We start from the raw sequence: 24,315 nt of genomic DNA on the forward strand, positions 1-24,315 counted from the left end.
TTGATAACTACGGCACTCTTGAGGAGAGTGAGGTATATTTTAATACTAATCTCTATTTCCTATCCCCATATTTCTTAAAGTTGTAAAACTTTGTACCTCATTAACTCCAAAACTGCTGTCAAAGGGATTGCTATACACCATAATTTGAGAAACTTTTAGGAGGAAAAGGGTAAATGCAATATACTTTTGAACTTTTAGGCATTTCTCCAGTACTACATTTTTTTAATCAGCAACAAAAACTACAAGGAGAAGATAACTTAAATGTGGAATATTTAGGAAACCGTAAGTGTTCCCTAGATCTGTTTCTCAAGTCTGTAGAAACTATTTCTTCTCAGCGCAGTTGGAGGGCAGATAAAGTTGTAGAAACGGTGATCAATTTTTGGATGAATAATCCTGATAGCGTTCAGTATTGGAATTCTCGCTTAAAAGATGCTGGAAAAGATAATCTTCTAGTGGCAAGGGTGGGAGATATTAAGTCTTTACGGAAATCTTTTGAATTATTACTGAATAATTGAATAATAAGTTATAACGCTACGGACAACTCAAAAGTTACAAGTAACCACTGAAGTGAGTTTTCTGTGGCTAAATATGGTATTGAAAAATATTTTTCCCCCTAAATGCTGACTGCTATGGTAAGAAGGGGCTGATTTGAGTGAGGTTGATGCTAGTTAGTTGGGGTATTTAATACTAACCTGGTTTCTATCTTTTTTTATACTGAGTACTACTAAATTTGGTACTCACAGGATTTTATTGAGTATGAGGCAAAATTGTCCCTGGCAAGATGTGGGTGCAACAAAGATTTGATCATGATGTGGGTGCAGCAAAGGTTTGATCATGATCGAAAGTTTTTTTTCTTCCTTTATTTAGAAATGAGGCTAGCGGAATTAGTATCTAAAAATAATGTTGCCTGAGATTTTTGTCGCAAAATAGAAGCAGGATATATTGTACTTATAGGATTATACAAAATATTTCTGATGACTTCTGCTTTTCGTTTTTCTGGTGCGAGGCAGAAGATTTTTTTTGCGGAACAAATTGCTGGAATGGTTACTGTAAATGCGTATTGGGGAACTGCATCAAGATGAGGAAAATGGCCTTGATTTACTTGTTGTTGACGGGAGGTTAAGTCAAGTTTGACTAATTTAATTGTTTGAGGATCGTTAAAATTTGCTACGGAGGGGTCGTTAAAGGCTAAGTGTCCATTGTCTCCTATGCCTAGAAGAACTAGATCGATGGGTTGAGCGGATAATAGTTGAGTGTAGCGATCGCATTCTTCTAAGGGTTCATTTGTATCCCCTTGGATATAATGAAATTGACGAGGAGTAATAAATTTTTCTACTTTTTCCTGGAGATAGTAACGAAAACTGGCAGGATGATCTGCGGAAATTCCTAGATATTCATCTAAATGAAATAAAGTTACTTGAGACCAGTCTATACCACCTAAAGTAGTTAAGGCTCTAAGAAACATAATTTGTGAATTTCCGGTTGCTAGAATAACATTTGCTTTTCGGTGTCTAGTAATCAAGTTTTGCAAATATTCAAGGACGCTTAAGGCAGCGTCTTTAGCCATTTCTAGTTCTTGGTGATATATTCTAACAGATAGAGCGTCAACTGAGAAAGTTTTTATTGGTCTATATAGTTTGGGTGTATTATTCCTGAAGTTAGAAGTCATAAGTTAGTAGGACCGAAAGGCCATTTTTTTAAGTTATTGCTTTGGATAAGTTTGAGTTTAGGGTTTGAGAATATCTTCATGGTAATGGTTAACTATAAGGATGTTTGTTGTATGATGATCAATTTTTATACCTAGTATGAAAACAAGAATGCACTGTTATGGTGAAGTGCATCTTGATCAGGGTAGCTTAAGTCTAATTTGGGTTTGGTCTTTTTTGTCTTTTTCAGAAGTAGGAGACTTACTACAAACTCCTCTTAATCTTTTTCTCTTAACTTTCACTTATCCCAGAAGGGGAAGAGGATGGAGTGGGAGAGGGATGTTCGGATAACGGACTTAGGTCTTTGAGGACTGGGAGAGTGAAAAGTTTTTAATGAATGGCATAATTTGACTAAGGTAATGATGGTGCTTTGGATCGGAGAATAATTACATGTTTTCCGCGATCGCTTTGCTGAATGACTAGGACTGGAGGGCTAGCATTTGATGGGGCTTCTGGTGGCAGGGATGGGAAAATATAATATTGGCCGTCTGTCTCAAATTGTAGTCGCCAGATAATTTTGGGAAAGCTGGGGGTCGCTTTTGTTATTGTAATCTTGTAGGAGTAATTCTTCGTATAATTTTATGTTTCCGATAATACGAAATTTGTTAATCTTAGGGTCGTCTATTAATTTATTTTTGTTGATTTTTCTACCTAATGGTAATTAGTTTTCTGCGGCTATTAAGGTGACTACTGGTAAGCGTGATGTTTTTCTACGGGAGTCTCGTATGGCATCCAGATTTATTTGAGTTTTACCGAGGAAAAATAGGGTTGTTAATAAACAGAAGGTGATGATGATTTATTTAATTAATTATTTTTTGTATTTTGGTAGTTAATTTTTTAAAAATAAAGAGATTATTGTAGGTAATTGGTTGTTTTATAGGTTTGATTTTTTAGAGTTAATTTTAATTATTTTAAATGCCATTATTTTAGAATTTTGTGTGTTTTTGCCTGAAAATTTTTATGTTTTTTTTCTATGTTTTTCAGGAAAAGGAGGCGATCGCTATCCATATTATTCTGAAAAAGGCGATTTTTTTTTACTTCCTAAGTTTCCAAAAAATACTTGTTTTGGTACTATTGAAAATGATTCTACGAGCAAATATAGGGTAGTTACTTCTAGTTTAAAATAACTGAATTAAGCCCAATAATAAATCTAACATATAAAATATAAGCCGACTCCTAATACGGTTAATAAATTAGTAATTCTGCTAAAATTTTCTATTTGTTTTGATTTTTTATGATTTTATTTTACTTATATTTTGTTTTTTTAAACCATAATATAAGCATTTAGTTATTAGCAGTTAGCTCTCGGCTTTTCTTAGTTAATGATGGGTAAAAATTTTATAAAGGTAATAAATTACTAAGTTGAGCTGATTATCTTTTTCCTGTTGTACTTTTTTTTAATATTTTTTTTGATGGTAGTTCCTTTTTATAGCTGAATACTGAATGCTTACAAAATATCTATAAAGTTGATCAATTACTCGGTTGAGTTAATTGTATTTTTTCTGGAGAAATTTTAATTATTTTTGGAGGTTAATTTCTTTTTCTAGCTGATAGCTAAATACTGAATTTTGAATGCTTATATCATAATGTGATTGCACATATTGAAGTATTCCTAAATAGATGGTAATATTTTCTTGTGGGGTTTGGTGTTTAAATCTCAGTTTTTGCCCTGGGTTGGGATACTAAACTTGTTTGTTTTCAGAATTTATTTAGCTTGGGTTTGGTGGTTAAATTTCTACTGTTTTTTTCAGATTTCTACTGTTTTTTTCAGAAATAATTTAAGGTTTTTCTCGCAATAATTCATATTTATATCTGATGCATTCTGAAGATAACTCAAATTACAATTATTTTTCTGGTTGCTTGTCTGACTATAGTAGTAGAATAATAGTAGTAAAATATATGACATCAGCGATCGCTAACCCTAGTCTATTGGGGACAAATAAAATTAAAAAATAAAAATTAATTTTAAAACCGATTCCAGTATCTTTGCTGATTTGGGCCAAGGTGATACTAAAAAATGGCGATCGCTAAACTGGTGCATTAGTAAGTATTAATTCTCGATGTATAATGATCAAAAGAGATAAAAGTAGTAAAAAATAAAATATTACTAATATTAACCCCATATAGTCTAACCATAGGAGTGATTTTTAGTATCCAACCTCTGATGGGATAATAGTTATTCCTGGAACAGGGGATAAAGACATAGGGGAGAGCTGACGTTTTGAAGTGCGAGTGGATGGGTTGGTCTGGGAAAATGCAGAGGAGAATGCTATTGAGATTAAACCTGAAAGTGTCATTCGGGTAGATGGCCGAGAGGCTATTCTGAGAGATTTGTGGAATGTTACTAGGAGTCGTTATGTTTTGAGTGAGATGGAGTTTGAACCGTCCCGGCAAATTTGGATTATTACTGCTAGGTTAAAATCAAAAAAGAAATAATATATGATAGCTGATGGTTAAATTCATAAAAGCATAACTCATCCCTATCTCCTCGGTGGGAGGGGATCAATAGGTTCTGGGCTAAGTCTGTGATAGTTTCATTGGAAATAAGTGAGGTAAGGTTTTTGATTAACTGTATTCTATTTTGAGCTATTTTTGGATCGCCTTTAGCTGTTTCATTGAAAGCTACTTGAGAAATATATATTTCAAAATTATTTCGGGGAGTATTCCATTATTCTCTGGTTATTGCTATGTTAGCAGCAACAATTAGATTTTGTCTGGGTCTGGCGGTTGAATAGCTGATAACACTTTTTTCTAAATATAAGGTTTCATTTATGTTGAAAATATTTTCTATTCCTGACTTCCTATTCCTTTTTATTTAAATGTTGGCAGAAGACCCGCGCTGTTTTATCAGAGCAGCGTCGGGAGGATATCAACCTATTTGGTTACAGCAGTTTTCCTGTTGGTAAACTACAGTGGGTATGTTTTGCTACGGGACATGAAACGCATTTTTGTTATGCAAAATTCCTATATACAAGGTCTCTACAAGGTTTTGGTTATGGCGATGTAGTTCATCAATTTGAAAAGCGCTATAAAAAATAGGGCTTACCTAAACTCGTCGATAATACGGTATTTGTAGAAGGTGAATGCCAGCAAGCTACTAAACATGGTGTTTCTGGGTAAGTCCTGAAAAAAAATTGAATGGGAGTTTAAATTTGAGGTGATGCTAGCTTTCCCCATAGTAATAAAAACCAAGGAACTTTGATGTTTGGTATTAACCATGCATATTTTCTGAGGGCAGGAACAGTAATAGGAAGCAAAAAACGAAGAGAACGTATAGATATCGGACAGTTACCATTCTCATCTATTATATTATATTTTTTAGCAACTTCAGCAACAATGCAGACTTTTCCTGTCTGGTCCATAATATTTGCTTTGGTTGCAAGGGTTGCAATGACTCTGCCTATAAAGAAAGGGGTTTCCCAATTTTTTGTATCACCAAATGTATCTAAAATATTGCTATTATCTGACTGATGGGTTAAGTTAATTATACGCTCGGTGCTGACAATTCCTGGCCAAATAGATATGGAAGCAATATTATCTGGTTTTAATTCTACTGCCATGTCTGCAGCTAAACGATCCTTTGCTGCTTTCCCGGCACCATAGGTGGCACCAAATAGATAGGACATTCCGCCCCAGGAGGAGATAGTAAAAATGATTCCGCCCCCACGAGGAGCCATCATTCTGGCAGCAAATACGCTGCTAATATAGTGACTGCGAAGACCTACGTTGTTCACACTATCCCAAAGATGAGGTTCAGATTTCCAGAATGGCTGACTGTAGGCATCTTTGAGGGCTCCTGCTCCTGAAAAGGCGTTGTTAATTAATATATCTAGTTGTCCCTGTTGTTCGTTTTTGATGCGCTCAAATAGTAAACGGACTTGTTCGTCATCGGTATGATCTACTTGAATGGCAATACACTTACCGCCGGCTTTTTCAACGGCTACTTGGGTTTCTTCAAGGGTACCGGAAATGCTATCGTTGATATAAGGTTTTTTGAGGCTACGTCCTGTAATATATACAGTGGCGCTGGCTTCACCTAGAGCTATTGCGATGCCTTTGCCTATGCCTCTGGTTGCTCCTGTAACTAATGCTACTTTATTTTTTAGGTTTGTCATAGTTGCTTGTTTAATAGTTGGCTAAGTATAGTTTAGCGAAAAACAATGCTTTGATTAAATTTATCAGGTATTTTAGGTGAATCTAAATTTGGCAAAATATAAGGTGTTTTTTCGGTTACAGCGGTTTTTATTTCAGGAGACTACTGTAGTGATGTTCCATGGAGGGTGTCTAGAAGGTTTGGGTTGTGATGATGTGGTTTATTAGCTGTAATAGGCGATCGCTATTAAGGTACAGTATTAAAGTACAGTCATAGTTAAGGTCACTTGAATAAGTTTTAGCTATTTCCAGAAAAGTTCAAGACCGAAAATATGAGGCAGATGCTAACTTTGGTCTTGGTTCTGTTTACAATAATATAGGTCAACTGTTTTACTAAAATTATCACATTTATATGATGGCTGATGTTTAAACTTATAAAAACTACATTCTGCTATTGCACTGGCGAGTTTATGATTTTTGAGCATTCTACTGACGTTTAAGTTTTCAATTACAATGGTGCTGTGGTTTTTAGGTAACGATGTTGTCTCATATCAGCTATTTTTTTTTGTGCTTTTTCTATGTTTTCACGGAACGGAACGGAACGGAACGGAACGGAAGGGAAGGTTGGTAAAAGGTTGCTAATGAGCTTGTCGTTTTTTTGCTTGTTTGTGGGCTTTGACGTTTGCAAGTTTGCTTCCATCACTACAAGTCCCTAGAACGTTTATGTCAATATCTACGCCTATAACTGCTCGTTTTTTAGGGGTAGACTTGGGCTGATATTCGTATTTATTTTTTGCGTTGATTAAAAAGTCATGAGTATAAGCGAGTTAACGCAACCTTACTTTTATAATATCAAAAAAAATCTCGTTTGCCAAGGGAATTTCTTTGGGAATTTCGTTTTTCTCAAGGTTAACTAAGGTTAATTGATTCTTGGGATAATTGGGGTCGTTTTTTTTTGCGTTGATTAAAAAGTCATGAGTATAAGCGAGTTAACCCCACCTTGCTTTTATAATATCAAAAAAAATCTCGTTTGCCAAGGGAATTTCTTTGGGAATTTCGTTTTTCTCAAGGTTAACTAAGGTTAATTGATTCTTGGGATAATCGGGGTCGTTTTTTTTGCGTTGATTAAAAAGTCATAAGTATATGCGAGTTCACCCCACCATACTTTTATAATATCAAAAAAAATCTCGTTTGCCAAGATAACTTCCTTTTTCCGGCTATTTTTTTTTGCTCAATAATTACAGCAATTTTTTTAGGAGTCAGAAAATTTAGGGGGTTAAGAGATAAGCATTTAGCTGTTAGCTATCAGGAGGAATTAGCTTTTCAGAAGAGTTAAAGGTTTGAAAGAAAAAAGATAATTACCTCAATTTAGTAATTTATTTTTTTTTGTAGGCATTAGGGCGCTTTTGAAATTGATAAATTACATCCCTATAACTAAAATCTTGTAGTGACTTTATATGCAACTTCCCTACTTCGGTCTACTAAGATAAAAATTGCTGTAAATTTTGAATCTTCAGCTATTAGCTAAAGGCAGTAATTGATCTGCAAAATTATTTTTTCTCGCTTCCTCTCCTGACTGAGCTTCCTTGATAAGTTAATTACTAGAAGTTACTCCTAAAATACATTTTGCTTCTAGTAAAACTAAGTTATGAATATCTAGAACTCGACATTTTTCTGGCACATTTAATAAGGTGGGAGTTATGCCATTTTCCATCTGACTTTTAACTAGGTTGGCGGCGGTATAATTTAATTGTTGAAGACGATGGTTTTTTCTGACATATTCTAAGGTTAATGCTTGAGAATCTAATAACCAAAAGTCAATTTTATATTTGTGGATAATTTTTTTGACTTCTTCTAGGTTCGGACTATATTGGGCTTGGATTAAATCTTTGGCTCGTTGTTTGATTTGATTATAATATCCTTGGTGATAAGGTAAAGCATATTCGGAACTTACTAATATTGAACGTTTGGCAAATGTGGGAATATTATTAGCTTCTAATGCTAAGGAGGCGATGCGAATATCTGAGGGTTGTTGGGCTAAATATTCATAAAGTTGGGGTGCTTTTCCGACTACATAATTGGTTACGGGAAAGTTGTTGGTTAGGGCTGGATATATAATAATTAAGGTTAATACTATATATATAGATGTAGATATGGAGATAGCTCTTATTTTTTGGAGTGGTTGGTTTTTGGATGAATTGTTGAGGAGATGGAGCTTTTTTCTGATTAATTCTATGATTAATGTGAAGGCTATTCCTCCTGCTAAAGCCATGATTATTCTGAGGCTATGTTGACTGTAACGACTGGGATGATGTAGTCGAAATAATAATAGGTGGGCGGCTATAAATATTCCGGTTGATGCTAAGGCTAATTCTGGTAAAAGGATTATTTTGTTGGTGATTTTTTGGGTTATATTTTTTTTGTTGAAGCTTAAGAAAATGAATAATAATAATCCTGCCCAAACTTGGGGGGGAAGAAAAGATTGGGATAGCCATTCTGGAGGAATAATGCCGGAGCGATCGCCTGTTAACCAAAAGTCAAAGTTGTTGTTTGAAAAGAAGGATGCTCTACCACCGGGGAAAAATTCTGGTAGTTTTTTGGCTTGGGTTAATGTAATGATTGGGCTATATTCGGAGGTGTTTAAAGCGTAGGGTAAAAGTATGAGGAATGCTGTGGTTAAACCTATGGTTAATATGGTGAGTTTTTGTTGGTTTGGGAGGTGGAGAAAGTCTAAGGTTAGGAGGGCGGCACTGAGGAAAACTCCTTGGGGATAAAATAATCCTAGAAGGGTAATTGTTATGATTATTCCTAGGGAGGATTTTTTGAGGAAGTAATGGAGAAATCCTAGGAATAAGGGATAGAAAAATGCTCTGGGGGTGCCGGAGATGAGGTCGTCTTTTAGCCAAAGATTTTGATTTAAAAATAATGTACTGAGAAATCCTGCGAGTGGGATGGGTAATATTTGTATTGCTACTTTGAAACAGTAGGCGGTTGTGATTAATCCTAATATTATTGGCAGGATTTTATTTAGTAATAAGGGTGGAATTTTGATGAGGGAAAATAGTTTATAAAGGTGGGTATATCCTTGGGGGGCTACTGATTGAAAATAGTCGGCAATAATGTCGTTGGGAAAAAGTTCGGGGTTGAGAAATTTTGCCATCCAAAAGATGTGGGACCGGGCGTCGTCTTGGACTATATATTGATGACTAAGGGCGGGAATTATTCCTAAAATTCCACAGGTTATGGCTAGGGTGAGGCTGAGATAAAACCAGAGTTTGACTGGGGTTAATGTGGTTAAAGTTTTGGCTGGGTTCATTTTGGTAAATGGGGAGGTGGGCGGCTGGAGGTATGGGGTTGGGGCTGTTTTTTGAGTAGTTATGGTTTTACATGATCTTTTAGGTTGGATATTAAGACTGGTTGCTTGGGTTTGGGCCCTCTGGTATGGTCTTGTCTATTTTATTGGGTGTTGGGGGCGATCGTAAATGTGTGTCAGAACTGTGGGAATGGCTATGTTGCATATTGCTGTAATATCTTTTTTGCCCAGATCTGTAGTTGTTCGTCTGAGTCGTTTTCGGCTCTGTCTTGTAATAGTGGGATGGTTTGGGGATGGTCTGGGTATTGTTTGACTATTGCTTCTAGTGCTGTTTGTCGAGGGTTGTCTTGAATTTCATGTATACGTTCAAAGGGATCGTTGAGGGCGTTGTCATAAAATATTTCAAAAGTTCCGGGCTCGTGTTTCCAACCAGTTGCTATTTGTCCGACGGCTTCAGTTCGCACCCGCCAACTTTCATCAGACAGAACCCTTTGTTTGAGTAATTCTAAAATTCCGGGCTCGTGTTTCCAAACAGTTGCTATTTGTTCGACGGCTTCAGTTCGCACAAACTCACTTTCATCAGACACAACCCTTGGTTTGAGTAATTCTAAAATTCCGGGCTCGTGTTTCCAACCAGTTACTATTTGTCGGAGGGCTTCAGTTCGCACCTGCCAACTTTCATCAGACACAACCCTTTGTTTGAGTAGTTCTAAAATTCCGGGCTCGTGTTTCCAACCAGTTGCTATTTGTCGGAGGGCTTCAGTTCGCACCCACCAACTTTCATCAGACACAACCCTTTCTTTGAGTAATTCTAAAATTCCGGGCTCGTGTTTCCAAGCAGTTGCTATTTGTCGGAGGGCTTCACGTCGCACATCCGAATTTTCATCAGACACAACCCATTGTTTGAGTAGTTCTAAAATTCCGGGCTCGTGTTTCCAACCAGTTGCTATTTGTCGGACGGCTTCAGTTCGCACCCACCAACTTTCATCAGACACAACCCTTTGTTTGAGTAATTCTAAAATTCCGGGCTCGTGTTTCCAAGCAGTTGCTATTTGTCGGAGGGCTTCAGTTCGCACAGACTCACTATCATCAGACACAACCCATTGTTTGAGTAGTTCTAAAATTCCGGGCTCGTGTTTCCAACTAGTTGCTATTTGTCGGAGGGCTTCAGTTCGCACATCCAAGTTTTCATCAGACACAACCCATTGTTTGAGTAATTCTAAAATTCCGGGCTCGTGTTTCCAACTAGTTGCTATTTGTTCGAGTACTTCACGTCGCACATCCGAATTTTCATTAGACACAACCCATTGTTTGAGTAATTCTAAAATTCTGGGCTCGTGTTTCCAACCAGTTGCTATTTGTTCGAGTGCTTCACGTCGCACATCCAAATTTTCATCAGACACAACCCATTGTTTGAGTAATTCTAAAATTCCGGGCTCGTGTTTCCAACCAGTTGCTATTTGTCGGACGGCTTCAGTTCGCACATCCGAATTTTCATTAGACACAACCCATTGTTTGAGTAATTCTAAAATTCCGGGCTCGTGTTTCCAACCAGTTGCTATTTGTTCGAGTGCTTCACGTCGCACATACTCACTTTCATCAGACACAACCCTTTCTTTGAGTAATTCTAAAATTCCGGGCTCGTGTTTCCAAGCAGTTGCTATTTGTCGGAGGGCTACACCTCGTACATTCAAGTCATCATCAGACACAACTCTTTCTTTGAGTAATTCTAAAATTCCGGGCTCGTGTTTCCAACCAGTTGCTATTTGTCCGACGGCTTCAGTTCGCACAAACCAACTTTCATCAGACACAACCCATTGTTTGAGTAATTCTAAAATTCCGGGCTCGTGTTTCCAACCAGTTGCTATTTGTCCGACGGCTTCAGTTCGCACAAACCAACTTTCATCAGACACAACCCATTGTTTGAGTAATTCTAAAATTCCGGGCTCGTGTTTCCAACCAGTTGCTATTTGTCGGACGGCTTCAGTTCGCACATCCGAGTCGTCATCAGACACAGCCCTTTGTTTGAGTAATTCTAAAATTCCGGGCTCGTGTTTCCAACCAGTTGCTATTTGTCGGAGGGCTTCAGTTCGCACCTGCCAACTATCATCAGACACAACCCTTTGTTTGAGTAATTCTAAAATTCCGGGCTCGTGTTTCCAACCAGTTGCTATTTGTTCGAGTGCTTCACGTCGCACAGACTCACTATCATCAGACACAACCCATTGTTTGAGTAATTCTAAAATTCCGGGCTCGTGTTTCCAACCAGTTGCTATTTGTCGGAGGGCTTCAGTTCGCACTTGCCAACTATCATCAGACACAACCCATTGTTTGAGTAATTCTAAAATTCCGGGCTCGTGTTTCCAACCAGTTGCTATTTGTCGGACGGCTTCAGTTCGCACTTGCCAACTATCATCAGACACAACCCTTTGTTTGAGTAATTCTAAAATTCCGGGCTCGTGTTTCCAACCAGTTGCTATTTGTCGGACGGCTTCAGTTCGCACAGACTCACTATCATCAGACACAACCCATTGTTTGAGTAATTCTAAAATTCCGGGCTCGTGTTTCCAACCAGTTGCTATTTGTCGGACGGCTTCAGTTCGCACAGACTCACTATCATCAGACACAACCCATTGTTTGAGTAATTCTAAAATTCCGGGCTCGTGTTTCCAAACAGTTGCTATTTGTTCGACGGCTTCACGTCGCACAGACTCACTATCATCAGACACAGCCCATTGTTTGAGTAATTCTAAAATTCCCGGCTCATGTTTCCAACCAGTTGCTATTTGTCGGAGGGCTTCAGTTCGCACATGCCAACTTTCATTAGACACAACCCATTGTTTGAGTAATTCTAAAATTCCCGGCTCATGTTTCCAACCAGTTGCTATTTGTCGGAGGGCTTCAGTTCGCACATCCAAATTTTCATCAGACACAACCCATTGTTTGAGTAATTCTAAAATTCCGGGCTCGTGTTTCCAACCAGTTGCTATTTGTCGGACGGCTTCAGTTCGCACAGACTCACTATCATCAGACACAACCCATTGTTTGAGTAATTCTAAAATTCCGGGCTCGTGTTTCCAACCGGTAGCTATTTGTCGGACGGCTTCAGTTCGCACAAACCAACTTTCATCAGACACAACCCTTTCTTTAAGCCAAGCATAAGTTGAAGAGTCATCCCTCCAGGATGTAGCCACTATTTCCACAGCTTGAGTACGAATTTCACGAACTAACTCTGCATCTTCATCATAAGATTCATAAAAATAACCAAGGTCATGCCCAGTCAAACCTTTTAACCTATTTAATAACCGAGAACTCACATCACCAATACCCTGAAGACTCCTAACTTCAAACAAACACTTGCCCGCCAAAAATAAATTCTGAAACTTTTCCTCTTCCCCATCTTTTTCCATCAAATAACTAATAATATCTCCCACAAACTTAGCATCTATCATCCCAGCAATTAACCGCAATACTTCATGCCATTTTTCATCCCGCCAATGGTTACCGAAAACATCATTTATTAACCCATCTTTTCCCAAAGTTTGTGTTTCTTTAAACTGCCAAACAAAACTCCAAGCACAGAAATATTCCAAAAAGGTTCGATGCACAAAAGCATAATATCCACCCCCAACAAAACACAAAATAAAATTACGAACCCGCAACTGTTCTATCAACGCCCTAGCCACAGTTGTCACATCATTAATATCTACACTTTCTAGATAATCTTTAATGATCTTTTTTAAACTATTTTCATCAATCAAATTACCAGCCAAACCTTCTTTATTCTGTTGCATAAAATCAGCTACTCGGCGCAAAATTTCTTGCTTATCTTTATAGTCAATAGTTATCGGGTCAATCTTAGCATCAACTAATGTTCTTTCCATATCCCATTGCTGTAATAAAATCAGAGAAGCTTGATTATAAAGTTCCGCCCTATCTCTGGGCAATTCTTGATGACGATTTAAAATAGCCATCATAGTTAATAAAAAAGGATTTTCCGACAATTGCTTAATAGCTGAATAATCATTAATTGCTCGTTTCAATTTTTCTCTTTTCCGCTCTTTTTCTCGCTCATCTTGATAAGTTAAATCATGCCAAGTTTGAATAAAATTATCAATTTGTTCTGACTCTAAATTTTGCAACATAAAATGATAAAATTCAGCATCCCGGAGTTGTTGTGGCTGATAACCAATTACTCTAGAAGTAACAATAACTCGGACATTTTTATAGTCATTTGTAAATCGATGAATATCAGTAATTATTTCCTTTCTTTTAGCAGGTTCAAAAACTTCATCCAACCCATCAAACATCACAATAGCATCACCATTTTGTAGTTTTGCATAAAGTTCTTGTTGAGGTAAATGGCAAGTTACACCGCTACCTTTTTCCAGAAAATCTAGAAAATTTTGGCATTTATTAGTCTCATAATTTCTCACATAAGTCTGTAGTTCAATTAATAGAGGAATTGGTTTTGAAGGCAAATCTATTAGAGGTAATTCTGCCCATTCTAAAGCGATATATTGTAATAAAGTAGATTTGCCAGAACCAGGGTCTCCCAGAATAACTAAATATTTATATTCGGTATTTTCTATTAGTTCTAAAACCGAGCGAACTGGCTGTTCTAAATATCTGCGTCGGTCAGCTTCCAATTGTTCTGGAGAAAATTCTATTTCTAACTGCCCAGTCTCTTTTAATTGTTGGAGATATTCTTTAGGAACTTCATACAATTGAGGCATAAATTCTTGAGATTCCCGAACATTTTGAGGAATAAACATCTGCCAGAGTTTCAGTTCATTATAGGTATAACCACTAGTATCTAAACTTTCTAATTTGAGATTTCCATATCGTTCTTGGATTCCTTCTTGGTATTTTTCGAGGTCAAATTCTGGTGTAATTTTATAATTTTGATTTGCTATTTTATCGAGGTTTTGTGAATCTAATATTTTCCGTAATTCATCAGAATTTATCCGAATTGCTTGAACTTTTTTCCCATATCTTTTTGCCACTCTTAACCAGTCAAAATCAGGTGGCAAAGTTGGAATAATTTCCTTGGCAACATCAGCTAATATCTTAATATCTACAATTTTTATATTATTATCAAAAGCACTACCCAAAGTTTCTCGAACTGACTTCTTTTTGAGAAATTGTTTGAAAGGTGGAATATATTTCTTTAGCTGGTTTTCCTCTAAATCTGCATCTTCCAATTCTTGCTGTGCTAATTCTAAAAATTCTTTAGTTGCTTTTCCTATAGCTTCTTGCAAAGGTTTTTTATTTGTTAAATCTTTAATAACATTACCTAAGCTAGTTTTAAAGAAGTCTTTAATACAATCTTTAGCAGCATCTTTAGCTAAATCTTCCAGAATAGGTTTAAATACAAACCCAACCCCTTGAGTCACTCCCCAAACAATTAACCAGTCAATCATAATTATTTCATCCTTTATATGTTAGTTATTTGTTATTATATATGAATATTTTATTTGGTCAATATCTGGAATTATATCCATGTTTGTTAAGTACTAATTTTATCTTCTTACCTCCTGCTGAGAGTCAGCTATTTTTCTCGTGGCGATCGCGTCAACAATAAACCATAAAAAAAATCAAAAAATTAACTGAGATAACCTGATATTTTAGTGTGTTATATTAGGATATTTTAATTAACTTTAAAATACATTTATAGCGTTGAGTAAATTACCTATTAAAGAAAGAGCCAGCGCAAAAAAATAATTGCACTAGCTCCTAGGGTTCAGCTAATTATGATAAACCCCAAGGGATAGGAAATGGAGAAAAAGCAGAAAATCTGTTTCTCAATTTAAAGCTTCCAACAAATCCACATTAACCCAAGGGTTGGAGGTTTTTATGTGTTTCTAAATTATATAATAACATATTTTTTGAATTTTTTAACCAATCCATATTAACTTCAGGGATGGGGAGACATTCTTAGAGACAGCCACCTAAAATCTATCTCCCATAAATCCGATTTCTAACAGCTTTGAAGCAATGAAAAAATTATTAACAAGTGAGTATTTAAAATATCAAGTATTTTAGTTATAAAACATGGTTTAAAATGCAGTTATAAATGTAGTTTAAAATGCAGTTATAAATCTAGTTATAAATCTAGTTATAAAACATAGTTTAAAATATTAACTTGCAGGGTAAAAAGAAGATACTTAATAATATTATGTTATGCCCGCTGAATTCTGTGAAAAAAATGTTTCATCTTGAGCAACGAGCAAACTTTCTAAATTCTCTTTCCTCCTAATTTATAACCCCTAATTAACTATCTAATTATACGAATGCTAACGGGTGCATCAGAAAACCCTAAATTCCAAGAGCACAACCATCTTTCCTGGGATCTGAAGCCCCTATTAAGACTCCCGATGGGTCACAAATGACCAACTGAGCCCCTCCTATTGGTGCGATGGGTCTTACTATCTTGTGACCTATGCTTGTCAAAGCTTCCGCTACGTTTTCGTCATAGCCCTCTTCTAGTTTTAAAACCCCGTTAAAGAAAAAACTTCTGGGAAAATTTATTGCTGACTGCGGGTCCATACTGTAGTCAAAAAGATTACTAAGAATGCGAGCATGACCATAAGGTTGGTAGTCTCCACCCATAACCCCAAAAGCCATGATCATGTCATTTTTACCTTTAAAAATAGCAGGTATGATAGTATGCAAGGGTCTTTTATTTCCTTCAAGTTCATTAGGATGGTTTTTCTCAAGAACAAAACTAGCTCCGCGGTTATGAAAAATGAGACCGTATTTTTCAGAGCATTTTCCAGTACCAAACGAATCAAAATTTGAAAAAATTAAAGAGATAGCGTTTCCGTCTTTATCTGCAGCAGATATTAAAACGGTATCTTTTGGTTTTTCATCAAAATATTGGATGCCGCTTCCATCTATTAGTTTGTTGAGAGATATTTGTTGAGCAATTTTTTCCAGAAAAGCTGAGTCTAAAAAGAAGTGTTCTTTAATTTGGGAAAACTTAGGATCTCCAATAAAAGCATTTCTGGCAGTATATGCAAGCTTTGCGATCTCTGCCTCTAAGTGTACCCTGTTAGCAGAATATGGAGAATGTTCTTGAATGTTGCAAATTTCCATGAGTTTCCGGATCATGATAGCAGTTATACCTTGCCCATTAGGAGGCAGCTCAAATAATTTACTTCCATCTTGAAAATTGGAGAAAATTGGCTCTACATATTCAAATGTCACGTTAGCAAAATCATCTAAAGTGTGAACTCCCCCCAAGTTTTGTAAAGACTTAACAAGATCTTCTGTAACCTCAGACTGATAAAACCCTTTTGAGCCATTTTTTTGGATTTTTCTCAAAACTTCCGCTTGCTTTGGAGCTCTAAAAATTGACCCAGTTTCAGGCACTTTACCATCAACCAAGTAGAATTTTTTGGTGGTTTGAGAAAATTTCAAATTATTTAAGCGCCAGTCAAAAGCCACTCTAGGACTGACTACTACTCCTTCTTCGGCGTATTTAATAGATGCTTTACATAATTCTGCTAACCCTAAATTACTGAATTTAAGAGCTAATTCCTCAAATAAGGCTACAGCTCCTGGAAGTGTAATTGAATGCACGCTGTTAATGGGAATTTTATTCAAGCCTTTTTGGAGGAGCAGATCACTAGATATTGCCTTGGGGGAGTTCCCGGAGCCGTTTATTCCAATGAGTTTATCACTTTTTTGGGATTTTAAAATGACAAAGGCATCGCCGTAGAGCCCGGTACTTTGTGGTTCACATAAGGTGAGCATCAAAGCGGCGCTGATGGCAGCATCTATGGCGTTCCCTCCATGGGACATGGTATCAAGACCAATTTTGGCAGCTAGAGGATGAGAAGTTGCTATCATTCCATTCTGTGAAAACACTTCTGATCTTTCGGGTTTATGAAAATTACGCATTTTTTTCTATTAGACCCCTCTGAAAATTCATCTCAAACATTTAAATTTAAAAATTATGCATTTTTTTCTATTAGACCCCTCCGCAAATTCATCTCAAACATTTAAATTTAATAGGCTAAAACTTAGTTTCCAGAGAAGTATATTAAAAGAGTACTGAATTTTGACTGTAAAATCCTGTTACTAAGTTTAGCTGATCATCTTTTTTGTGCGGACTTTTAATTTTTCTTGGAGGCTAATTTTTTCCTTTTTGATAGCTGATAACTGAAACCTGAATATTTATGTAGAAACTTGCCATGAAACCTTCCTACAACCGAAGAATAATTAACACATTCTTGGGGTAATAATCATCAAAAAAGTTATGTTAGTTTCTAGCATTCAGCTGAATACTTAAATTATTTATGTTTATTACTTACTTTGATTTAAAATCCAAAGTTCCCCAGGATTATAAACTAACTCCATTCGAGAATTTTCTTGTATTTCTAATCCAGAAATTAAACTCCATGGAGGACGAAATACAAATACATCAGTGAAACCTTTTGGAACTGTAGGAACTTTCGGTTCTTCAATGAATAAAACTTCCACATCAGGTCTCAACATATACCCGAGAGTAGCTAATCTTACGGAATAATTACTAATAATAAGAGGTTTGTTTGTTTGATTAATTATTCTAGCTACTTCCCCATCATAATAACTACTATATTTATTCCACCAAGTCTCAGCTTGAGAACTAATACCACAAGATATAATACCCAAAGAAATGAGAGCTACAGTTGCTATTTTCCAAAATTTATGTTCGATTTTATTAGTAAAGTTAGTCAATTTTGTTCCTAATAAAAAAGCTACAGATAATTGAATTCCTAGGTAAGCTGGAATTAAATAACGAGGAATAGTAGAACGTTGCCCTCCAGATATTAAGTCAGGAATTATTAAACATATTGGGGTAACTGCCATTAAGGTTAAGATAAATATAGTTACCCGTCGAGGTGCATTTTTTAGGAGGAAATAAATAGAGTAAATAACTAATACTAAAATCAATCCCAAGATATAGGGCCAGATAGTATTTAATTGTAACAAAGCATGATTATCAAAAACTAGTTTTTTCACATCAAATAATCTCTCAGAGGAACCAATTTGAATATCAAAAAATGTAAAACCAAGATTGATAAACCATCTTTTGAACAAACTGGATAAAGGTAAATCTTTGGAGACCCAACCAATGCCTTCAAAATGATTAATTATCAATATAAGCCAAGGTAAAAATCCTAAAAATCCCCAGAAAGAGGCTAGTAAATAAGCTTTTAATTTTTGGGTTAGTTTAAATTTTTCAATCAGGATTACATATAATCCATGACCAAGGGCTACTAATACAGAAAAGAGATGAGTATATAAAGCAAAAATGAGACTTGCAATATAAATTTTCCAGCTACGTTTCGTATTAATTCTTATTGCTTGAAGTAAGGCAATACTGGATAGTAAAATAACTAGGGAAAAAAGAGTATAAGCTCGTGCTTCCTGGGAATATAATACTAAAATTGGGGAAGCTGCTGTGAGAGAAATTGCTATCCATCCTACTAATGAGTTGCTAAATAATTCTCGACATAGCCAATAAGTACAGGGAAAAATGAGTAAGCTTGTTATGGCTGAAAAACTTCTAATTACGGTGACAGAATTACCGAATAATTTTACCCACCACCTCAAAAGTACAAAATAAATTGGTAAGTGTTCAGGATTATCTTTAGCTAGAGAGCTGATAATATTAATTGTGTTTTTCTGAGGATTAATTTCTTGATATTTCTGTAATTTTTCGACGGTAATAGTTCCGTCGTTTGAGAGTAGGTCTTCAAGTTCTCCCCTGGTGTAACTAACAATTCTTAAGGATGTAATTGTTTCATCGAACCAGTAAACTTTCTGGTCAATATTGATAAATCTGAAACATATTCCTAAGATTAGGATGATGGCAATAAAGATTTTTAACCAAGTAAAATAAGGTTTTTGTTGGAACATTTTTTAATTAAATTTGAGTAGGAATGCACCACAATAATTTTCCAACGGATGCACAGATAAGGAAGTTAAAAGTGGTTTTAAGCAAGAGGTTATTTATCAGTTACTTTATACATTTGATATAAATTATCCATATAAGTTTTTTCTATTTTTAGACAGTTAAGAGAGTTTTCATTTTCAATAATGACATAATTTATTCTATATTTATCAATTAAGTTCTGTAAAGCCTGACATTGAGCTATACCAGAATTATCATAAAATTGTTGTGCCATTAATAATCTGTTGTGCCATTCAATAACTTCTATATCTTTATAGGGATGAGACTTGAGATTAATTAAAATTGGTGCACCTGTGGCAATTCTAAAGTTAACAAATTTACCTGAAGTTATAGGAACTAAATAAATATCGTCTGGTTGTTTATTTTCTTTGACATATTCCATAATAATTGGTGTATCTTTCTGATTAATAGTTAATTTTTCTAATTGCATTCCCAGCCCTGAAAGAATGAACAGATATATTGCTACGACAGAGAAAATTTCTATGGTTTTTTTGTGTTGCTGAATTTGAGAATGATACTTATTAAAAATAATAGTAATAATATTAGCCAATATCATACAAGTAGAAAGAGGAACCAAAAAAGCAGAGATGCGCCATGGGGTAAGAAATGCTAAAGTATTACTACTAGAAAAAACTTGAGTTATTGTCAGAATAGTTGCGGTGGCAAAAGGAAAAAATAAGATAAAAAATAGTCTGGTTTTGTACAAAAGATAGAGAGCGATCGCTACTACTAAAATTTGAGTTGGAGCAGCGGGTTCAGTCAACCAAATATCGGGGAAGGAATGATGAGGAATTCTATTAACAAGCAAGCTTTCAGATATTTGAAAAAGTTCGGGAGATGTAGGTTGAAAAGTAATAGTCATATAACTGACTACTGGTAAAACTAAGATGAATGAAAATGTACCTATTAATAATGATTTTTGGAGATTTTTTTCATTTTTATAAGTTGTGATCATGTAAGCTAAAGTCAGTAAAGCGGTACTAGGAAGATATGTGGGATGAAAAGTTGCAGCTATCCCTAAAGCTAAGACTGCTAAAAAAGGTTTTTTTCTTAGAAAGGTATAGATAGAAAAGATAATTAATACTCCAAATGTACAGGGTTGAAAATATCCACCGAGAATGTATTGGTCTGCTAAACCATAGTGGAGGTGTACATGAGTTTTAAAGTCAAAAATTCGGATTTTTAGACAGTGAATAGTCAGGATCAGGAGGAAATAAATTAGGAGCTTTATTCGCGAACTATTAATTTTAAAAATTACTGAGGCAATGCCAAGGATACTATAAATATAGATGCCAAAAATTAGAATGTAATAAAAGTAGAAAAAATTTTCATGGAAGTAGGTAGAAGTGATTTTCACTAAAAAAGTAAAAGCAGGTAGAGGGTCTAATGTATTGGCTAACCAATCTTTGTTTAAATAACCATTACCAGCTTTGGCTAATCCTTGTAAAAATTTAGTATGTTGGTTTGAGGTATATAGGGGATATTGGGTATAGGAAATTCCAAAAATTAAGCCTAAGATAAAAATTTTCCAGACGAAAATAATAATTTTTTTTTTGAGTATTTGCTTCATTTTTTAAGTTACTAATACCATTATCTAGAAGTTACAATTAATGGATAAAAAAGTTAATAATAGAGAAAAAATATGAAAAAAAATCTAAATTAATTATTGATTATCAGTTGAAGTATTCTATTGTCTCAAAGTTAAAAGCTTGACATACATCAGACTTTATTTACTATACTTTTCCTTCTTCCTTTTTCCTTTTTCCTTATTCAATACATTTAGCTTCCAAAACCCATAATTTTTCTGTTTCTAAAACTGAACATTTATCTATAGTGTCAACTATGGCAGGAGTCTTTCCATTTTGGAGATTAATTTCAATTTGATTTCCCATTTGATAATACCACTGCCTCAACCAACGATTTTTTATTACATATTCTGGCATAAATGCTTCTCGGTCTAAGATTAAGAAATCAATTCTATAAGTATTAATAAAATTCTTCATCCACTGAATATCTGAATGATACTGAGCCCAAACAAATTCTGTAGCTCGTTGTTTTATTTGACTGTAATAACTAAGATGATAGGGAATAGCATATTCCCAGGCAAATAATACGGAACGTTGAGAAAATGTAGGAATATAATTTGCCTCTTCTGACAGAGAAGCAATCAAAATATCTTTTGGTTTTTGAGCAAAAAACTGATAAATTTCTGGGGATTTACCTTTTTGATAATCAGGGTAAGAAATTTTTTTCCATAAGCTCATATTACTTATTAATAAAATCCCCAAAATCCCAATTATTATTAATCCTAAAATTTTTCTTTTTGGGCAGGATAACTGTTGATTTATCCAGTAAAAAAATCTATCTAAAATTATACATAAAACAATGGCAGTGCCTATGGCTAATACTATCCGAAAACTATGATTTGTGTAACGACTTGGTAAATGTAATTTGAATAATAAAAGATGAGCTATTACAAATAAAGCGACGCCAGCTAACAATATTTGAAATAATAAATTAATATTAGGACTTATTTGTTTTAGCAAGGGAAGTTGTCTGGGGAAATTTATTCCATGATCAAGATTATTATTTTTCCCTTCTTTGCTTTTCAAAAGTATTGGTAATAATAATCCAACTATTAATATATGAGGCAGAAATAATTGTTTAGGTAGAATACCACTACGACCGCCAAGGATGAAAAAATCCCAGTAATTTTGTGAGAAAAAAACACTTCTACCAGCTTCGCCAAATTCTGGCAAAATTTTGGCTTGGGATGCTGTAATTATAGGTGCATAATTACTAGAATTTAAAACATAAAATAAAATTACTAGTAAGCTTACTCCTAAACCTACTCCACTAAATAGATAATGCTGTGGATTTTTGCTCAGATAAAACTGACTCTTTTCCCAGTTAAAAATTCTGATAATTAAAATTAATCCAGTGACGATAACATATTGTGGATAGAATAATCCGAGGAGAGCGATCGCTACTAAAAAAGGAAGTAATAATTTTCGCAATAAATAGTATAAAACTGCTAAAAATAAAGGATACAAAAAAGCTCTTGGTGTGCCGGAAGCGATGTCATCTTGAAACCAAAGATTTTGACTTAATAATACTGAGGCAAGAAAACCTGCAAAAGGTATTGGCAATATCTGAAAACACAGACCAAAACAATAGAAAGTAGTTACCAAACTTAATCCTAAAGGTAAGAGTTTATTTAGGAATATTGGATCTATTCCTACTTGAGAAAATAGCCAATAAAAAGTTTTATATCCCCAAGGTGCAACAGATTGAAAATAGTCGGCAATTAAGTCGTTGGGAAATAATTCTGGATCTAAAAAACGGCGCATCCAAAAAACGTGCTGTCTGGCATCATCTTGTACTATATATTCTCCTCTAAAAGCTTCTTTAATTACTAGTAAACTATAGATTGTTGTGAAGGTTAAACTAAGAATTAGCCAGAATATTGTTGACGATTTTTTTGGATAATTTGATGGGATTAAAATTTGTTTAATCTTTTGAATATACATAATTTTTATTACTCATTCCTGCTCTTGATAAAGACTAAAATTACCACATGTATTTGTTCATACATGTACAGATTAATTATTCAATTATCTCAGCAGGATAAAAATTTTTGATGCATAGAGATAAGGAAAGACTTGATTCTAATTTCGGTAACTCATGTCGTATAAATATACATAAGATCCAGGTTTTTCAAAAGTATCTATTCTGAGACCAATTTCATTTAAATAATAGTTTAAAAATCTTCTTTCTGCTGGAATATGAGTATGAGAAAATAATAACCATACTCTTTCATTCCCCCGCAGTTTGTCTAAGTCTTTTTCATATCTTGTCATCTCAGTAATTGATAATTCTTGACCATCAAACTTATCTAAATCATCCACACCAATAATATAGTCACCTTCTTGATAACCATATTTTTCTGCATAATACTGAAACTGATATATTCCTCGTTGATAGACATACAAAATATCTCCTGGTTGTTGATTTTTTTTGATATAGCTCAACACAGGTTTTATTTCTGATAAATTGAGAGGTTTTTCTATTAATTTAATGGCTTTTACTAAAGGTTGTCTGAGTAATAAAATAATCAAGAAAATAGTTATAATTTTAATTGGTCTAAATTTAGATTTTGTCAAAATATAACTTCCGCCTTCTGCTATGAGAAAAATTACAAATGGTGTGAGAAATAGAACCAAACGACTCCGAAATGGGTATTGATGTAAAAAGGATGCTAAAAAAGTCATCAACAATGGAGAAAGTAGGAGCAGCAAAATTTTTTTTCTGCTCAACCAACAGGAAATACAACCTACTAAAAAAGCGACAATGGCTAATCCATCAACCCATTTGCTAAAGCCTAAGGGTTTATAGAAAAATTTACCGAAAGCGTCTAGCATCCAAATAATATCCAATGGGGAAGTAGGGAAACCATCCTCCCAAGAAGTCGTTAAAGTTTCATTGCTCGTTAAATTTATCAAAGATAGGAAATAAAAGATGGCAAAACTTAAAACCCAAGCTGAATAAATGAGTAATAACTGTTTGATTTTACTGAGTTCTTTCTGCCAAAAATTAATTAGTAAAGCACTACTACCAAAACTTGCCAAAATAAAGATAGAAGGATGAGAAAACCAAATAGCAGTTACTCCCACTAGAGAATATTTAACTATCTGAACCCGGTGCAATTTTTGTTGTAGCAAAGGTATTAATAGTACATATAAAAGCAGAGCGATCGCTACATCACTGGAATATTGTTTGACTTCTGCTGAGTAATACACTAAATATTGTAGGCTAGCAAATAAAGCCAAACTAATAATAATAGCAGATTTAGAACTCCATTTTTTGCCTAATTCATAGAATAAAAACAACGAGCAAACACCACAGATAAAAGGAAAAAAACGTAGGGAATACTCATTATTACCTAATATCTGAACTGCTAATTTTTCTACTATTAAAAAACCTATGGGCGCACCTTGATCATAATCCAAAGGTTGCATTAATTCTAAATAAGAACGATTGACAATATTTAAGGCTAAAACTGCTTCATCTGCCCAGAGAGAACGATTAGATAAATATTGAATAAACCTCATAGCTACCCCAAAAGCAATAATTAAATAAGGTAGTGTTGGCCTGTTAAATAAAAATTTGAAATCTGCTAAACCTAAATTTTGAAACTTTTTATATCTAAGAATTTTCATCCTCAACTCCAGCAAAAAATA

Annotated in this window: 12 protein-coding genes; 3 read left to right on the forward strand and 9 right to left on the reverse strand. The window is 34.8% G+C overall.

The genetic code is table 11. The features are described from left to right. Nucleotides 1–173: 173 nt before the first annotated feature. Complete coding sequence (locus TERY_RS12560) at nucleotides 174–515, forward strand: hypothetical protein (protein ID WP_011612183.1); 342 nt, start codon at nucleotides 174–176, stop codon at nucleotides 513–515. Nucleotides 516–859: 344 nt separating this feature from the next. Here the strand turns inward: TERY_RS12560 and TERY_RS12565 are convergent, their stop codons facing one another. Continuing rightward, nucleotides 860–1,567 carry a glucosamine-6-phosphate deaminase gene (locus TERY_RS12565; protein WP_370495385.1) on the reverse strand — a complete coding sequence of 236 codons (708 nt, stop codon included), beginning with the start codon at nucleotides 1,565–1,567 and terminating at the stop codon, nucleotides 860–862. Nucleotides 1,568–1,805: 238 nt separating this feature from the next. On the opposite strand from TERY_RS12565, the gene TERY_RS35050 reads away from it, so the two are divergent. After that, nucleotides 1,806–1,997, forward strand: a complete 192-nt coding sequence (locus TERY_RS35050) for a hypothetical protein (protein ID WP_196797012.1) — start codon at nucleotides 1,806–1,808, stop codon at nucleotides 1,995–1,997. A 1,935-nt stretch (nucleotides 1,998–3,932) separates the two neighbouring features. Then, a complete protein-coding gene (locus TERY_RS12580) occupies nucleotides 3,933–4,142 on the forward strand; it encodes a hypothetical protein (protein WP_011612186.1) in 210 nt (69 codons plus the stop codon). A 710-nt stretch (nucleotides 4,143–4,852) separates the two neighbouring features. Here the strand turns inward: TERY_RS12580 and TERY_RS12585 are convergent. The 8 genes from TERY_RS12585 to TERY_RS12620 form a co-directional block, all read right to left on the reverse strand. After that, nucleotides 4,853–5,821, reverse strand: coding sequence for an SDR family NAD(P)-dependent oxidoreductase (locus tag TERY_RS12585; protein ID WP_011612187.1), 969 nt, complete (start codon nucleotides 5,819–5,821; stop codon nucleotides 4,853–4,855). A gap of 1,571 nt (nucleotides 5,822–7,392) precedes the next feature. After that, nucleotides 7,393–9,114 carry a hypothetical protein gene (locus tag TERY_RS12590; protein ID WP_011612188.1) on the reverse strand — a complete coding sequence of 574 codons (1,722 nt, stop codon included), beginning with the start codon at nucleotides 9,112–9,114 and terminating at the stop codon, nucleotides 7,393–7,395. A gap of 191 nt (nucleotides 9,115–9,305) precedes the next feature. Beyond that, on the reverse strand, nucleotides 9,306–14,534 hold the full coding sequence (locus TERY_RS12595) for a HEAT repeat domain-containing protein (RefSeq protein ID WP_011612189.1): 5,229 nt from the start codon (nucleotides 14,532–14,534) through the stop codon (nucleotides 9,306–9,308). Between the two features lie 895 nt (nucleotides 14,535–15,429). After that, complete coding sequence (locus TERY_RS12600; protein WP_011612190.1) at nucleotides 15,430–17,016, reverse strand: gamma-glutamyltransferase; 1,587 nt, start codon at nucleotides 17,014–17,016, stop codon at nucleotides 15,430–15,432. A gap of 405 nt (nucleotides 17,017–17,421) precedes the next feature. Continuing rightward, nucleotides 17,422–19,020: a glycosyltransferase family 39 protein gene (locus TERY_RS12605; protein WP_011612191.1), complete on the reverse strand. Its 1,599-nt coding sequence runs from the start codon at nucleotides 19,018–19,020 to the stop codon at nucleotides 17,422–17,424. Nucleotides 19,021–19,109: 89 nt separating this feature from the next. Then, nucleotides 19,110–20,645 carry a DUF6798 domain-containing protein gene (locus TERY_RS12610; RefSeq protein WP_011612192.1) on the reverse strand — a complete coding sequence of 512 codons (1,536 nt, stop codon included), beginning with the start codon at nucleotides 20,643–20,645 and terminating at the stop codon, nucleotides 19,110–19,112. 196 nt (nucleotides 20,646–20,841) lie between these two features. Then, entirely contained in the window at nucleotides 20,842–22,605 is a 1,764-nt protein-coding gene (locus TERY_RS12615) for a hypothetical protein (protein ID WP_011612193.1), read from the reverse strand. A gap of 138 nt (nucleotides 22,606–22,743) precedes the next feature. Beyond that, nucleotides 22,744–24,294, reverse strand: a complete 1,551-nt coding sequence (locus TERY_RS12620) for a glycosyltransferase family 39 protein (RefSeq protein ID WP_011612194.1) — start codon at nucleotides 24,292–24,294, stop codon at nucleotides 22,744–22,746. Between the last annotated feature and the right edge of the window lie 21 nt (nucleotides 24,295–24,315).

The organism is Trichodesmium erythraeum IMS101, from assembly GCF_000014265.1.
GTDB lineage: Bacteria > Cyanobacteriota > Cyanobacteriia > Cyanobacteriales > Microcoleaceae > Trichodesmium > Trichodesmium erythraeum.